Annotated in this window: 14 protein-coding genes; 10 read left to right on the forward strand and 4 right to left on the reverse strand. The window is 60.4% G+C overall.

The features are described from left to right. Position 1 precedes the first annotated feature (1 nt). A complete protein-coding gene (locus ACSHXH_RS00900) occupies positions 2-835 on the forward strand; it encodes a prephenate dehydratase (RefSeq protein WP_435669865.1) in 834 nt (277 codons plus the stop codon). A gap of 90 nt (positions 836-925) precedes the next feature. Further along, positions 926-1,852 carry a DMT family transporter gene (locus ACSHXH_RS00905; RefSeq protein WP_435669866.1) on the forward strand — a complete coding sequence of 309 codons (927 nt, stop codon included), beginning with the start codon at positions 926-928 and terminating at the stop codon, positions 1,850-1,852. Positions 1,853-2,234: 382 nt separating this feature from the next. On the opposite strand, the gene ACSHXH_RS00910 is transcribed toward ACSHXH_RS00905, so the two are convergent. Further along, positions 2,235-2,888 carry a GntR family transcriptional regulator gene (locus ACSHXH_RS00910; RefSeq protein ID WP_435669867.1) on the reverse strand — a complete coding sequence of 218 codons (654 nt, stop codon included), beginning with the start codon at positions 2,886-2,888 and terminating at the stop codon, positions 2,235-2,237. Between the two features lie 139 nt (positions 2,889-3,027). Between ACSHXH_RS00910 and ACSHXH_RS00915 the strand changes: the two genes are divergently transcribed. From ACSHXH_RS00915 to ACSHXH_RS00950, 8 genes are all read left to right on the forward strand, one after another. Further along, positions 3,028-4,308 carry an ABC transporter substrate-binding protein gene (locus ACSHXH_RS00915; RefSeq protein ID WP_435669868.1) on the forward strand — a complete coding sequence of 427 codons (1,281 nt, stop codon included), beginning with the start codon at positions 3,028-3,030 and terminating at the stop codon, positions 4,306-4,308. A 66-nt stretch (positions 4,309-4,374) separates the two neighbouring features. Continuing rightward, complete coding sequence (locus ACSHXH_RS00920) at positions 4,375-5,259, forward strand: carbohydrate ABC transporter permease (RefSeq protein ID WP_435669869.1); 885 nt, start codon at positions 4,375-4,377, stop codon at positions 5,257-5,259. Next, a complete protein-coding gene (locus ACSHXH_RS00925) occupies positions 5,256-6,071 on the forward strand; it encodes a carbohydrate ABC transporter permease (protein WP_435669870.1) in 816 nt (271 codons plus the stop codon). The genes ACSHXH_RS00920 and ACSHXH_RS00925 overlap by 4 nt, the downstream gene beginning before the upstream one ends. A gap of 12 nt (positions 6,072-6,083) precedes the next feature. Continuing rightward, entirely contained in the window at positions 6,084-7,139 is a 1,056-nt protein-coding gene (locus ACSHXH_RS00930) for an ABC transporter ATP-binding protein (protein ID WP_435669871.1), read from the forward strand. A 25-nt stretch (positions 7,140-7,164) separates the two neighbouring features. Continuing rightward, entirely contained in the window at positions 7,165-8,292 is a 1,128-nt protein-coding gene (locus ACSHXH_RS00935; RefSeq protein WP_435669872.1) for a hypothetical protein, read from the forward strand. Continuing rightward, positions 8,292-9,089 carry an HpcH/HpaI aldolase family protein gene (locus tag ACSHXH_RS00940; protein WP_435669873.1) on the forward strand — a complete coding sequence of 266 codons (798 nt, stop codon included), beginning with the start codon at positions 8,292-8,294 and terminating at the stop codon, positions 9,087-9,089. Before ACSHXH_RS00935 ends, ACSHXH_RS00940 begins: the two co-directional genes overlap by 1 nt. A gap of 55 nt (positions 9,090-9,144) precedes the next feature. After that, positions 9,145-9,777: an alpha/beta fold hydrolase gene (locus ACSHXH_RS00945; RefSeq protein WP_435669874.1), complete on the forward strand. Its 633-nt coding sequence runs from the start codon at positions 9,145-9,147 to the stop codon at positions 9,775-9,777. Then, positions 9,774-10,487: an RraA family protein gene (locus tag ACSHXH_RS00950; protein ID WP_435669875.1), complete on the forward strand. Its 714-nt coding sequence runs from the start codon at positions 9,774-9,776 to the stop codon at positions 10,485-10,487. The genes ACSHXH_RS00945 and ACSHXH_RS00950 overlap by 4 nt, the downstream gene beginning before the upstream one ends. Positions 10,488-10,842: 355 nt before the next feature. Here the strand turns inward: ACSHXH_RS00950 and ACSHXH_RS00955 are convergent, their stop codons facing one another. From ACSHXH_RS00955 to ileS, 3 genes are read right to left on the reverse strand one after another with little or no spacing between them, the layout of a single operon-like run. Further along, positions 10,843-11,301, reverse strand: a complete 459-nt coding sequence (locus ACSHXH_RS00955) for a methylated-DNA--[protein]-cysteine S-methyltransferase (protein WP_435669876.1) — start codon at positions 11,299-11,301, stop codon at positions 10,843-10,845. After that, positions 11,298-11,534, reverse strand: a complete 237-nt coding sequence (locus ACSHXH_RS00960; protein ID WP_435669877.1) for a DUF3253 domain-containing protein — start codon at positions 11,532-11,534, stop codon at positions 11,298-11,300. The genes ACSHXH_RS00955 and ACSHXH_RS00960 overlap by 4 nt, the downstream gene beginning before the upstream one ends. Next, positions 11,518-14,520 (reverse strand): isoleucine--tRNA ligase, encoded by a 3,003-nt coding sequence (ileS, locus tag ACSHXH_RS00965; RefSeq protein ID WP_435669878.1) that lies wholly within the window; start codon positions 14,518-14,520, stop codon positions 11,518-11,520. The genes ACSHXH_RS00960 and ileS overlap by 17 nt, the downstream gene beginning before the upstream one ends. Between the last annotated feature and the right edge of the window lie 94 nt (positions 14,521-14,614).

Here is a 14,614-nt window from a genome sequence, read left to right on the forward strand (position 1 = left end):
CATGACCAATGCCATCGCATTTCAGGGGGAATTGGGGGCCTATTCCCACGAAGCCTGCCGCGACGCCCGTCCCGATATGGACGCGCTGCCCTGCCGGACCTTCGAAGATGTGATCGCCGCTGTGCAAACCGGCAAGGCCGATCTGGCTATGCTGCCGGTCGAAAACACGATCTATGGCCGGGTGGCAGACATTCACCGTCTTTTGCCCAAAAGCGGGCTCAGGATCATCGACGAAGCCTTTGTGCGTGTGCACATCAACCTACTGGGCGTGCCCGGTGCGCGGCTCGAAGATGTGACCGAGGCGCATTCACATCTGGTCTTGCTGCCACAATGCGCGACCTTTCTGGAACAGCACGGCATCCGGGGCCGGGTGAACGCCGACAACGCCCGCGCCGCGCGCGAAATCTCGGAACGGGGCGACAAACACGCCGCTGCCTTGGCCAGCGAACTGGCAGGCGAGATCTACGGGCTGGACGTGCTGGCCCGCCATATCGAGGACACGAACAGCAACACGACGCGGTTCCTTATTATGTCGCGCGACGACGATCAGACCCGCCGTGGCGATCACGGCATGATGACGACCTTCGTCTTTCAGGTCCGCAATATCCCCGCCGCGCTCTACAAGGCGATGGGGGGATTTGCGACCAACAGCGTGAACATGACCAAGCTGGAATCCTACATGGTCGATGGGTCGTTTACCGCCACCCAGTTCTATGCCGATATCGAAGGCCACCCCGAAGACCCCGCCGTCGCCCGCGCGCTTGAGGAACTGGACTACTTCACTGACATGCTGAACGTCCTCGGCACCTATCCACGAGACCCCAGACGCGACTAAGCGTCAATTTAAGGTTGGCAGTGCGGGACTTTGCTGCCGTTCGATTGTCTTGATGACGCCAACCGCAGTATCGTGTGTTAGTTGTTAGAAATGGACAAACCAACCTCCGCCAAGCGGGACGTCACGCCCTATGCCTTCGCGGTCGCAGGCGTGCTTTTTGCATCTATCTGTTTTGGCTTTGTGCCCTATTTCAGCCGTGGGCTAACCGATCAAGGTCTCGCTCCTTACGCGGTTGCTTTTTATCGGTACATATTGGCAGCGATTGTTCTGTTGCCAGCACTCCTAAAGCATCGTTCAAATTGGCGGGAAATCGTCTGGGGTATGGGTGCAGGCGCAGTGATGGGTCTTGGCTGGGTAGGCTATGTTACTGCTCTTGAGACTGTTCCGGCATCGACGGTTGGCGTTCTCTATATGACGTATCCGGTATTTACGATTGTCATCGCGTGGGCACTCTTTGGCGATCAACCCACGCGGCGCAGCCTTGTTGCGGCTGGATTGATTCTTTTCGCTGCGGCAATTGCGGGGTCTCCGGCATCTGTGCCTCCTGATCAAATTCCAACGCTGCTCGTCTCATTGGCAGCACCTTTTGGATTTGGCTTCGGCATATGTGTTCTCGTTCATCGCCTGTCTCGCATTGCCCCTTTGGCCAGAATAGCGTCGATCTCACTTGGGTCAGTCATTGGCCTTGCGCCTCTCATTCTGACGTCTGAGGTTGGCGAAATCCTGCCAAAGGGTGGGAACGACTGGTTTCTGGTTGTTGGGATCGGCCTTGTGACAGCGCTTATTCCGCAGCTGATTTACACTGTCTGTTCACCTATAATTGGTGCGACGCGCACGGCTGTTATCGGAAGCATTGAATTGCCGACGATGTTTGCCGTTGGCGTGCTGGCTTTCGGTGAAGTGATTACGGCTGCACAGGCGATTGCCTGCGCTTTGGTATTGGAGGCGATAGCCATGACGCAAAGCCGCTCGACGCGAACTGTCACGACCGTAATCAGTAAGGAGCCAGAAAGGTAACTTTGGGCTCATTGCCGACATCGACGCGCAAACGTTAATGCTTCTTAACGGTTTGCAAACTCTAACGCGCCGTTAACCGGGTTTGCAAAGTTAAGTCCGGTTCGGATCTATTGTTTCGCATGCGAAACATTTTCTGAAACAGCGGTGAACAGATCAGATCAGCAATCCTGCCGCCCCTTCATGGCGCACCATCAAACCTTGGGGTGAAACGCCTGGCCACGCGCAATGTGACTGGAGCCAGCCGGGGCGCCGCGCGTTTGGTGTCGGGGATAGCACAGACGCTTTCCTAAGACACGCAACGCCAGCCACACCAAAAAGACCATTCCGACGCAAGTATGCAGACCGATGGGCAAGCGAAGTATGCCGGACCAACCTGTAGATGTCAGCTTGACGCGCGCCGCCGTTGATAGCGCCGCTCGTACAGCAACCGATAGGCGGCGGCCGAGGCTGGAAGGTGGTCTTGGGTTGCCTTGACATAAGTGTCTTGAGCGTCACCACGCATCGCATCAATGATGGCGTAGTGTTGAGCGACAACATTCAACATATGTGTGCTGTCGTCATATTTCACGACCCTGATGGGTTGCGCTATGCGCGCGTGCTGCGCGATCAGGGCGATGAGCCGGGGGTTCTCGCAGCACGCAAACTGCACCTCGTGAAACTCTTGATTCAACCAGAACACGTTTCGGACGTCACCCGCCTCAAGCGCTGCCGCGTGCCGTTCGGCGATATCGGTAAGGCGGCCCGTGATCTGAGGGTCAACGGGAAGTCTCGTTCGCGCGGCGGCGGCAGTTTCCAACACAATGCGAACGTCATAGAGCGCGTCGACTTCATCGGGGGTCAATTCGACAACTTCAACGCCGCGATGCGGCCAACGCACCAGAAGCCCTTGGGCCTCCATCAGCGCAAAGGCACTGCGCACCGCATGCCGTTTGGCGTTGTATTGGGCCATCACGCTGTCTTCGGTGATGCGGCTCCCGGGCGGATAGAGCCCAAAGATTATATCGTTTTCCAAGCCTTTTTCGAGTTCGGTTGGCATGTTTCTCTCGTTCATACGCGGTCTGAAAACCTTACTCACAATCGGGTCTTAGATACCATTGACAAAATTATCAATAATAATATTGACGAAATTGCAGAGGACGCTTAACCATGGGTCGATCATTGTCAGGGAGGATATGATGAGAGTTTTCACAAGTACGCTTGCCATTGCGGCAGCCCTTGCAGCGGGTCATGCCAGCGCATGGGAGGCCACCGAAGGCCAACCCTACGCCGGGCAGACTGTGCGCGTCCTGGCGGTGACATCCAGCCAGTTCCAAGCCCATGAGGCGCGCTTTGCCGAGTTTGAAGAGGCCACGGGCATCGACGTCGAAGTCGACTATGTGCCGTTCCCCAACATGCGCGAAGCCTTGACCGCCGAGATGATCGGTGGCGGCGGCGATTACGACGTCGTGTCGATCATGGACCAGTGGGTCCCATCGCTCACCAACTTGATTCAGCCAATCGGGGATGGCATCGCCGCCCAAGGCACGGACCTGTCCGATTTCCCTGCCGCCCACATGCGTCATGGCATGATTGATGGAGAGCTCTACGGCCTTCCCGTGCGTGGCCACGTGCAACTGATGTTCTACCGCACCGACTTGTTCGAGCAGGCTGGCGTAGAAGTTCCTCAGACCTGGGCCGATGTTGTAACCGCTGGCCAAGCCATCCAAGAGGCCACCGATGCGTCTGGGATCGCGCTTCCTTACGGGCGCTTGAACGGCCAGAACCTGATGGTCTGGATCAACCTGCTGTGGGGTCACGGCGGTGATCTGTTTGACGATGCGGGCCTGCCGATCTTTAACTCGGACGCCGGTGTCATGGCGACGGAGCAGTACATCAACTTCCTGACCGAGGATGAAATCGCCCCGGCGGGATCGGCCGTATTCGTAGAGCAGGACGCGGTCAACAGCTTCAAGCAGGGCAACTCTGCCATGCTCCCCGTTTGGTGGTGGGTCAGCTCTCAGTTGACTGACCCGGAGCAGTCCACGATCACCGCCGATCAGCTGGGTTTCGCGGCCCTGCCCACGATCGCGGGTTCGGATCGTACCACGTTCACCAACACCTGGATCTTCGGCGTGACGGCGGATTCCGACACGCCCGAGGCGGCTATCGAGTATCTCGGTTGGCTGACCGACCCGGCGCTGGAGCGCGAGGTTCTGCTGGACCCCGAGCTGAGCGAGTTGGTGGCGGTGCATCTGTCGAATATGCGCGACGAAGAGGTCAACGCCCGTTGGGGTGGCATCCATGCCGCTGCCGCTGACGCGCTGGAGACGGCGGACGGCATCAAGTTTGGTGACGACTGGCTGCGCATCGTAGAGGTTTTGGAAACGGCAATCTCCAGCCTCGCCTCGGGTGAGCAGGACGACGTTCGCGCCGTACTGGACTCAGCCGCAGAAGAAATCGCGGAAATCCGCGGCTAACCGCTCAACCTCACCACGGCTGCCATAGGGTGGCCGCGGTATTTTCCTTGAGGGACCGGACCCGCCATGCGCGATAGATCACTCCAATATTATTTGCTGGTCCCAGGCTTTTTGATCGTCCTTGCGACGACCTTCTATCCCTTGGCCTACTCGCTCACCACGGCATTTCGAGACTGGGATCTGACCCAGTCGCGCCGCCCAGAAGGCTGGGTTGGTTTTGACAACTTCATTCGCGCCGCAGGCGAATCCCACTTCCTCAATTCGCTATGGGTGACGACGATTTTCGTTGTCTCCAGCGTGATCCTGACCCTTATCATAGCGATGTCGCTGGCGCTTCTGCTGCGCCGCAAGGGAAAGATGCACACCTTCACGCGGGTCATCCTGATCCTGCCCTTCGCAATGAGCCCGGCGCTGATTGGCGTCAGCTTCCGGTTCATGTTCAACCCCGAATTTGGCGTCCTGTCCAACGGCCTCGCCGCAGTTTTCCCCGTGCTTGAAGGCACGCCTTGGCTGGCGAGCCCAGATCTTGCCATGGCCATTCTCGTGGTCACGGATGTCTGGCACTGGGCCCCTTACATGACCTTTATGTGCCTCGGCGGCCTCGCCTCCATCCCCCGCGAAACCGAGGAGGCCGCGCGCATCGACGGCGCGTCCAACCTGCGCATCATTTTTGGCATCATCCTGCCGCAGATGAAGGGCGTGCTTTTGGTCACTGCGATCCTCAAGACGATCTTCGCGCTGAAGATGTTCGATCAGGTGGTCACGCTGACCGGCGGCGGCCCCGGCACATCGACGGAAACCCTGGCCTACTTCATCTTCAACGTGGGCTTTGAATGGTACGACATGGGCTACGCATCAGCACTGGCGTGGATTCTGACGGCAATCATGATGACAATCTCGATCTGGTATGTCCGCATGCTCTTGAGCGAGAGAAAGATGGCGACGGCATGATGCGTATTTTCTCCTGGTGGGCGGAGCGCGCCCTGCTGCTTTTCATCTGCGTAATCGTCCTGTTCCCGATCGCCTGGATGTTCCTGACCGCGTTCAAGCGCCCGATCGACGCCTATTCCCTGTCCCTGAGCTTCACGCCGACGTTCAACAACTTCGTCACCGTGTTCTCGGACCCGTGGAACCTTGGTGACATGGTGATGAACTCGGTCATTGTGGCCTCGGTCACGGTGCTGATCGCGGTGCCCGCAGCCTCCTTGGCGGCCTATTCGTTCTCTCGGTTCCGCGTAAAAGGCCGGAAGTTCCTGTTCTTCCTGATTCTGTCGACGCAGTTCATCCCCGCCGTCGTGATCGTACTGCCGTTCTTCCTGATGTTCCGCACGCTGGATCTTCTGGACACGCGCATTGCCCTGATCATCGTGAACCTCGCCATCGTGACGCCCTTCGTGATCTGGATGATCAAGGGCTACATCGATGCCATTCCAACGGATAGCGAGGAAGCCGCGATGATCGACGGCGCGTCACGGTTGCGGGTGATCAAGGACATCGTCCTGCCGATGGCCGCGCCCGGTATCCTGACGTCTAGCATCTTTTGCTTCATCCTGACGTGGAATGAATTCCTGTTCTCGCTGATTCTCACCCGCCGCGACGCGGTGACACTGCCCGTGGGCCTCGTGAACTTCCGGACCGAACGCGGCGACCTATGGGAGTTGATGAGCGCGGCTGGCGTCATGATCACGGTCCCGATCTTCATCATGGCTTTGATGATCCAGAAACACTTCACCCGCGGCATGACTGCCGGCGCGGTCAAATAGAGGGGCAGGGGCATGGCTGAAGTCCGGCTAGTCGATATCGAAAAACGCTACGGCGCGTTCCATGCGGTCAAGAAGCAAAACCTGACCATTGAGGAGGGGGAGTTTCTGGTGCTCCTCGGCCCGTCGGGCTGCGGCAAGACCACTACGATGCGGATGATCGCAGGGCTGGAGGATATCACCTCGGGCGATCTGATGATCGCGGGGCAGCGGGTGAATGACAAACCACCCAAGGACCGTGACATCGCCATGGTGTTCCAGAACTATGGTCTCTATCCGCATATGACGGTCGGCGAAAACATTGCCTATCCGCTGAAATTGCGCGGCGTGGACAAGGCGACGCGCATCAAGCGCGTCCAGGAAACCGCCGACAAGGTGGAGCTTGGCGCATTGCTCAAGCGGCGCCCGTCCGAGCTGTCGGGTGGTCAGCGACAGCGGGTGGCACTTGCCCGCGCCATCGTGCGCACGCCCAAGATCTTCCTGATGGACGAGCCGCTGTCGAACCTCGACGCCAAGCTGCGCGTCTCCATGCGCGCAGAGTTGAAGCACCTGCACCATGAATTGGGCGTCACGACGGTCTTCGTGACCCACGATCAGATGGAGGCGATGACGTTGGCGACGCGTGTGGCCGTCATGCGAGACGGGCAGATCGTGCAGCTTGATACGCCAAAGAAGATATACTCGGAGCCGGTGAACCTGTTCGTCGCGGGCTTCATCGGGTCGCCCTCGATGAACCTGATCGAAGGGACCATCAAGGGCGGGACATTCACCGCGCCCGGTGTGCAGATGCCCATCAACGCACCCGATCGCGGCGACGTTGTCCTGGGCATCCGCCCCGAGGATCTGGAGCTGACGCAAGCCCCTGACGCGCCGATCTCCGGCAGCCTCTATGCGCTGGAGCTGACCGGGGATTCGACCCTAGTGACCCTGCGCGAAAAGGGCACTTCCATCTGCGCGCGCGGTCCTGCGGAGTATGAGGCCGCCATCAACACGCGCTGCATGCTGGCCCCCAAACCCGGCGGGCGCATTCATCTGTTCGACAAAACGTCCGGCGAGCGTCTGGATTTCTGAAGCAATAAGCAAGGTGACCCCTCCCATGCCCCCTCTCTCACAACAAGACGCAGACGCGCGGCGGATCAAGCGCGCGGACTACGTGTCGTGCACGGTTGCATTTATCGACTGCAAAAAGCCCGGCTCGCACCTGAAAGAGAACTATTCCATCATCGGCCCCGGCGTGACTTCGTCCTCCGATCAGGTGATCAACCTGCCCGAGGCGCACGGCTTCAACATCGGCGCCGCCGCCATGCCCCACGGCATCACCAACAACCTGCACATCCATTTCACAGCCGAGGTTTTCATCGTCCAGAAGGGCGAATGGACCTTCCGTTGGGGATCGAACGGCGAAAATGAATTTGTCGGACGTGAGGGCGATATCCTGTCAGTGCCCACGTGGATCTTCCGGGGCTTCACCAATGCGGGCCCCGATGATGGCTGGCTCTTCACCATCCTGGGCGGCGACAACACGGGGGGCGTGATCTTCCATCCCGATATCATCCGCGAGGCGGCGGATTACGGCCTCTATATCTCCAGCGAGAACACCCTGATCGACACGTCACGCGGCGATGCTGTGCCCGGCGAGGAAGGCCGCATTCCGCCGATGCCCGCCGAGGAAGTGGCGCAGCTGCGCGAGGTTACTCCCGAGGCGATGCGCCAGCGCGTCGTCACCGCCGCCGACCGCGATTTCCGCCCCGCCTTCATCGACGCAGACCTGCCCGGCTGCGGCGCAGAGCTTGCCCCCGTTATCGGCTATGGCCTGACCCAGAACCGCGAGCACGCCGCTCCAATCACCAACCCCCACGGCTTCTCGACCGAGTGGTTGCGCATGGCCCCCGGCACCCGTGTCAGCCCCTTTGCGCTGTCCGACAAGATGGTGATTATCCTGCACAAGGGCCGGATGCGGATCACCTTCCATGATGGCGCGGAGGTCGCGGTGGACTTGGACGCTTGGGATACCTACTCGATCCCCGCAGACACCGTGCGATCAATGGAGACCTTGGGTGATGAGGCCGTCGAAGCTCTTGTCAACGTCTCGGGCGACCACCGTAAACGCCCCGTTTTCGTTGATGATACCATCACGGCAGCTGAGGCCTGCGGCACCGGCCTGGACGCTGGTGGGTTCATGGCCAAGGCAGCACTTCTGCCGATGTACCGGAGGGCTGGCTGATGCGTCCGAACCTTGTCAAAACGCGTCTTGCTGCAGGCGATCCCGTGATCAACGCGTGGCTGTCGATCGGGGCGAGTTACTCGGCGGAGGGGGTTGGTCATACCGGCGCGCACTCCGTCACGGTCGATCTGCAACACGGCATGTTCGGCTTCTCTGAGGCGTTGCACATGTTGCAGGCGATCTCGGCCACGCCTGCAATCCCGATGGTGCGCGTGCCGTATCTGGAACCGGCCCAGATCATGCAGCTGTTGGATGCAGGCGCTTATGGCATCATTTGCCCCATGATCTCTACACCTGAACAAGCCGCCGAACTGGTGGCGGCCTGTCGCTATCCGCCCCACGGCAACCGCAGCTTCGGCCCGTCTCGCGGGCTGCTCTATGGCGGATCGGATTATGTGGCGAACGCCAATGAAACCGTCATGGCCATTCCGATGATCGAGACGGCAGAAGCGGTAGACCGCATCGACGATATCCTTTCGGTGGACGGCATCGACATGCTCTACCTTGGCCCCAACGACATGGCCTTTGCGATGGATGGACACGTGCGCTTTCCGCGCCCCGCGTCCGAACAGGCCATGGGAAAAGTGCTGTCGCGGGCAACACGAAAGGGCGTCCCCGTGGGGATCTTCTGCGCCGATGCGACGGAAGCTCGGCTGCGGATGGATCAAGGCTATGGCTTGGTAACTCCGGGCAATGACTTCGCCCATCTGACGCGCAGCGTGTCGGGCGCGGTGCGCGCATTGCTTGATGCGCCCAACGATCAGGACGTGCCTCCCAAGGTCGTCCATGGGTACTAATCGGAATGCAGACCGTCCTTGGATTTTGTTGCCCGGAACACTCTGCACGGGTGCCGTGTTCGATCAATTTCTTGATGCATTGAACGTGCCCGTGGCAGCACGGCACGTTGTGCGCTTATGTCACCCGAACGTCGAAGATTATGCGCAGGAGTTGGCGCGCATGGTCACTCCGGGGGCAGTTGTTTGCGGCTTCTCACTCGGGGCGATCGTGGCGGCGCATCTGGCCAATCGCTTGCCTGCGTCGCAGATGTTGTTCTTTGGGCTTCACCCCCATGCGGACGATCCCGCGAAACGCGACGGACGCCAGGCCTTGGCGCAGGATGTCGCGCGCCTCGGTGGCGCTGCTGCCATTGCGCTGCGCCTTCCGCCGCTGGCAGGTCCAGACCCAATTGCGGCGCGGGCCCTCGTGTTGAATATGGCAGATGCGTCAGCGCAGGACATCGAAACTCATACTAGCCTCGCCCTGAATCGCCCCGGCGCGCTTAAAGCCCTCGCGCGCACTCAATCTCCGGTCGCGTTTCTGACAGGGACGGATGACACGCAGGCCCCGCTGTCGATAGCACAGGATGTGGCCCAAGCCACGCCCCAAGGGCGCGTGGTCCCGCTAAAGGGCCTCGGCCATTACGCGCTGGTCGAGAATCCTGCGCTCTGCGCCAAAGCTGCCGCAACCCTTCTGGAGAAGGCATGATGCAGGACGCTATATCACCGAGATTACTGGATCGACTACGGCGGTGCGACACGCCCACCGTCTGTAACGCCATCGAGGTCGCTCAGGGCAGGCGCGGCTTTGATCAGTTCACCAAACGTACGATGCATTGGGCGGGAGACCCCAGCGCGGTGATCGTCGGCTTCGCGCGCACCGCCAGCATCGCGGGGAAAGAGCCGCCGTCCGATCCACCCGAGGTGATCCGGCAACGGCGCATGGATTACTTCCGATCCATGGCAGAGGGCCCGCGTCCCGGCCTTGCGGTGATTGAGGATCTGGATGGCGACGCAGCGTTTGGCGCGTGGTGGGGCGAGGTGCACGCCATGGTTCACGGGCGCGGCTTCGGCCTGTCCGGCGCGTTTACCAACGGGTTGATGCGCGATCTGGGCGATTTGCCCGCAGGCTTCCCGGTGCTGGCGGGCGGCATCGGCCCCAGTCACGGCTTCGTCCATGTGCGCGAAATCGGCCAGCCCGTGGAGGTGTTTGGCCTGAGTGTTGTCCAAGGCGATCTGATCCACGCGGATCGGCACGGAGCCTTGGTCATCCCCCCCGATGTCTTCCCGGTGTTGGAGGCCGCGCTCGACAAACTGGCCGAAAGCGAAGCGCTGGTCTTGGGACCATTGGCAGCAGGCGATGTAAGCTTCGAGGAGTTTGAGCGCCACTGGACAGCGTTCGAGAAAGCGCGGACATGACTCGCCACACATTGCAAAACGGGCGTGCAATTTTACGATGCTGCTCGGCTGCATTGCCGATACTTTCACCGGCGCCACGGATCTGGCGGGGTCTTGGCGCGTAGCGATGTGCAAGTCTCTCTGCGCATTGGCGTGCCGACGGCCCCCCATAGCAACCGTGGCGTCCACGTTCCGCTGCGCAGCAGGAAAACCGAGTTCACGGTCTGGGCTCAAAGCCAACAATTAGAAAGCTGCGGTAACCCGATCTTAAAGGTTTGCAAACTCTAACGCGCTGTTAACCGAGTTTGCAAAGTTAGGTCCGGTTCGGACCTATTGTTTCGCATGCGAAACATTTTCCGAAACCGCGGTGAACAGATCAGATCAGCAATCCTGCCGCCCCTTCATGACGCAGCAGCGCAACTTTCGTCTCAATCCCGCCATCGCCGGAATACCCGCCAAGTCCGCGTGCACCAAGAACCCGGTGGCAGGGGATCAGGATCGGCAACGGATTGCCCCCACAGGCCTGCCCAATTGCTTGTGCGGGAACCCCCAACTGCTCTGACAGATCGCCATAGCTGCGCGTCTCGCCGAACGGGATCGCGGACATCGCTGCGCAGACATTGCGTTGAAAGTCCGAACAGGTCAGCCGGATGGGGACGGTAAACTCTTGCCGCTTTCCTGCGAAATACTCGGACAGTTGCGCCGCCGCCTGCACGAGAACCGGCGTGTCGTCCTGACGCCCGTCGCGCCATTCCAGCGCGGTGATCCCCACCGCATCGGCGATCAGGGTCAGGGGACCAAATGGGGAGGGAACAACCTGTTCAAAGTGGCTCATGGGGCCAATCCCAACCGGATCGGGCCTTTCGCCGTGCGGGCATCCACCTCGTGTCCTTTTTGTGTCGCCCGCAGCGCAACACCGACCGACACGCGCCGCACGTCTGGCATCACATCGCGCCAGTCGTCGGACAAGCGCCGGGCAGCTTCGGAAGGGCAAAAGGTTTTGCCGACCCCGCGCTGATGCGCGAGGTCAAGCAGAACATCCGCGATCTCTTTATCCGAGGGCGTCATTGCAGCGCCCGCAGACGCCGGGGTGTTTGTGTTGGCCGACATCGGGCAGGATCTTCCAGCAACGCTGGCACTTTTCGCCATCGGCCTTTTCGAACACAACACCCACGCCTTCGACTTCTGGCAAACGGAATGCTTCGGACGGGGCCGGGTCGGCTGTCAGTTGGATGGCAGAGGTGATGCACAGATCGTCAAACGCCACTGATTTGAGCGCCTCCAGCGTCTCTGCATCGTCCACATGCACCACCGGAGCGGCCTCCAGCGAGGCACCGATGACCTTGTTGGTCCGCTGGACCTCCAACGCCGCTGTCACGGCCCGGCGGGCGCGGCGCAGCTTGGCCCATTTCGCAGCGAGCGCGTCGTCTTTCCACGCCGCCGGAGTCTCGGGGATATCCTTCAAGTGGATCGACGACTCCTCGCCCGGGAAGCGGTCAAGCCAGACGTCTTCCATCGTGAAGACCAGCACCGGAGCAAGCCACGTGGTCAGGCGGTGGAACAGGATGTCCATGACGGTCCGCGCCGCGCGGCGGCGGGCGGTGTCACCATCGCAGTACAAGGCGTCCTTGCGGATGTCGAAGTAGAAGGCCGACAGTTCCACGGTGCAGAAGTTGAACAACTGCTGGAACACGCCCTGGAAATCATAGGCGCTGTAGCCTTTGCGCACGACCTCATCGAGTTCGGCCAGACGGTGCAGGATGTAGCGTTCCAGCTCTGGCATGTCTGCGGGTTCAACGCGGTCCGACTCTTCGAAATGCGACAGCGCGCCCAGCAGATAGCGCATCGTGTTGCGCAGGCGGCGGTAGCTGTCGGCGACCCCTTTGAGGATCTCTGGCCCGATGCGCAGGTCGGCGGTGTAGTCGGCCTGAGCGACCCAAAGGCGCAGGATGTCTGCGCCATATTGCTTGGTCACGTCATCGGGCGACACGGTGTTGCCCAGCGATTTGGACATCTTGTTGCCCTTCTCGTCGAGCGTGAACCCGTGGGTCAGCACGCCCCGGTACGGCGCGCGGCCCTGCGTACCGCAGGATTGCAGCATCGAGCTATGGAACCATCCGCGGTGCTGGTCTGTGCCTTCGAGGTAGAGATCTGCCAACCCGTCTTCGGACCCGTCTTCGCGGTCGCGCAAAACGAACGCATGGGTCGAGCCAGAGTCGAACCAGACGTCGAGAATGTCGAACACTTGCTCCCACTCATCCGGCGCATAATCGTTGCCCAGGAAACGCTCTTTCGCGCCGGGCTTGTACCACGCATCCGCGCCTTCGGCTTCGAACGCTTCAAGGACGCGGGCGTTGACCTTGGGGTCTTTCAGCAGGAAGCCGTCATCCGTCGGCAGCGCGCCTTTCTTGACGAAACAGGTGAGCGGCACACCCCATGCGCGTTGGCGAGACAGCACCCAGTCAGGCCGCGCTTCGATCATCGAATAAAGCCGGTTGCGCCCGGTCTGCGGTGTCCATGTGACCAGCTGGTCGATGGAGGTCAGCGCCCGTTCGCGGATCGTGGTGCCATAGGTGTCCTGACCGTCGCCGACGGGACGGTCGATCGCGGCGAACCATTGCGGCGTGTTGCGGTAGATCACCGGCGCCTTGGAGCGCCAGGAATGCGGATAGGAGTGAGTCATGCGACCACGCGCCAGCAGACCACCCGCTTCGACCAGCTTGTCGATCACGGCGGTATTGGCTTTGCCTTCTTTACCTTTGTGGTCAAGCACCTTGAGACCGGCAAACAGCGGAACGTGTGGCAGGAATTCGGATTCCTCACCCACATTATGTGTCATCCGGTCCATCCAGTTGCGCGCGACAAAGGCCTCGTAGTCTTCCTGACCGTGGCTGGGTGCGGTGTGAACAAAGCCGGTACCTGCGTCGTCGGTGACGTGATCACCGTCGATCATGGGGACCTCGTAGTCCCAGAAGCCGTCCGCACCATCGAGGCCGCGGAACGGGTGTGCCAGCGTCAGCGCGCCCAACTCATCAGCGGACACGTCGCGCAGGCGACGGTACATCGACGGCTCAAGGCGGGCTTTGCCAAGCACGTCTTCGGCCAAGGTATCGGCCAGCAAGTAGCGGTCACCAATGCGCGCCCAGCATTCCTCCGGGCGGCCTGTGACTTCGTACAATCCGTAGGCGATGCCATTGCCATAGGCGACGGCCTTGTTCGACGGGATGGTCCAGGGTGTGGTTGTCCAGATGACGACCTTGGCACTTGCGAGTGACCGGACGCTTTTGCAGTAGCGCTCAAACCCATCAGACGACTCGAAAGAAGTGACCAAATCGTCGGGGATGCTTGTTTGGATCACTTCAAGGTCGGCGACGTTTTCATCGACCACCTTGAACGGCACCCAGATCGTGTGCGATTTGTGGTCGTGGTATTCGATCTCGGCCTCGGCCAGCGCGGTCTTTTCCACCGGCGACCACATCACGGGCTTCGACCCTTGGTACAATGTCCCACTCATCAGGAACTTCTGGAACTCCTCCGCGATGATCCGTTCGGCGCGGAAATCCATCGTCAGGTAGGGATTGTCCCACGTCCCGGTGATGCCCAGTCGCTTGAATTCGTCGCGCTGGATGTCGATCCAGCCTTCGGCAAATTCGCGGCATTCCTGGCGGAATTCGACAACGTCCACATCGTCCTTGTTCTTGCCCTTGGCGCGGTACTTTTCCTCGATCTTCCATTCGATGGGCAGGCCGTGGCAATCCCAGCCGGGGATGTAGCGCGCATCGCGGCCCATCATCTGCTGAGAGCGGACCACCATGTCCTTGAGGATCTTGTTCAGCGCGTGGCCGATATGCAGATGACCGTTGGCGTAGGGGGGGCCGTCATGCAGGGTGAAGGGCGTTCTGCCCTCTGCCTTCTCGCGCAGGCGGTCATAGACGCCGATCTTTGCCCATTTCTCAAGCCATTCGGGTTCGCGCTTGGGCAGGCCCGCGCGCATCGGGAATTCGGTTTTCGGCAGGTTCAGCGTGTCTTTGTAGTCGGGTGTTTCGGCGCACATTTGGGGCGTCCTCGAAATTCGGATCAGGGATATGTGAGAGGATCGGCGCGGATGTCCATACGCCTTGTCCCGGCGGCTCGATTGCTCAGAGCGC

The sequence above is a fragment of the Marivita sp. genome (genome assembly GCF_051251565.1).
Classification (GTDB): Bacteria; Pseudomonadota; Alphaproteobacteria; order Rhodobacterales; family Rhodobacteraceae; genus Marivita.

Excerpts from the sequence above, each read along its gene's own strand:
- ACSHXH_RS00900 (WP_435669865.1), top strand. The coding sequence starts at position 2 with ATGACCAATGCCATCGCATTTCAGGGGGAATTGGGGGCCTATTCCCAC.
- ACSHXH_RS00905 (WP_435669866.1), top strand. The coding sequence starts at position 926 with ATGGACAAACCAACCTCCGCCAAGCGGGACGTCACGCCCTATGCCTTC.
- ACSHXH_RS00910 (WP_435669867.1), bottom strand. The coding sequence starts at position 2,888 with ATGCCAACCGAACTCGAAAAAGGCTTGGAAAACGATATAATCTTTGGG.
- ACSHXH_RS00915 (WP_435669868.1), top strand. The coding sequence starts at position 3,028 with ATGAGAGTTTTCACAAGTACGCTTGCCATTGCGGCAGCCCTTGCAGCG.
- ACSHXH_RS00920 (WP_435669869.1), top strand. The coding sequence starts at position 4,375 with ATGCGCGATAGATCACTCCAATATTATTTGCTGGTCCCAGGCTTTTTG.
- ACSHXH_RS00925 (WP_435669870.1), top strand. The coding sequence starts at position 5,256 with ATGATGCGTATTTTCTCCTGGTGGGCGGAGCGCGCCCTGCTGCTTTTC.
- ACSHXH_RS00930 (WP_435669871.1), top strand. The coding sequence starts at position 6,084 with ATGGCTGAAGTCCGGCTAGTCGATATCGAAAAACGCTACGGCGCGTTC.
- ACSHXH_RS00935 (WP_435669872.1), top strand. The coding sequence starts at position 7,165 with ATGCCCCCTCTCTCACAACAAGACGCAGACGCGCGGCGGATCAAGCGC.
- ACSHXH_RS00940 (WP_435669873.1), top strand. The coding sequence starts at position 8,292 with ATGCGTCCGAACCTTGTCAAAACGCGTCTTGCTGCAGGCGATCCCGTG.
- ACSHXH_RS00950 (WP_435669875.1), top strand. The coding sequence starts at position 9,774 with ATGATGCAGGACGCTATATCACCGAGATTACTGGATCGACTACGGCGG.
- ACSHXH_RS00955 (WP_435669876.1), bottom strand. The coding sequence starts at position 11,301 with ATGAGCCACTTTGAACAGGTTGTTCCCTCCCCATTTGGTCCCCTGACC.
- ACSHXH_RS00960 (WP_435669877.1), bottom strand. The coding sequence starts at position 11,534 with ATGACGCCCTCGGATAAAGAGATCGCGGATGTTCTGCTTGACCTCGCG.
- ileS (WP_435669878.1), bottom strand. The coding sequence starts at position 14,520 with ATGTGCGCCGAAACACCCGACTACAAAGACACGCTGAACCTGCCGAAA.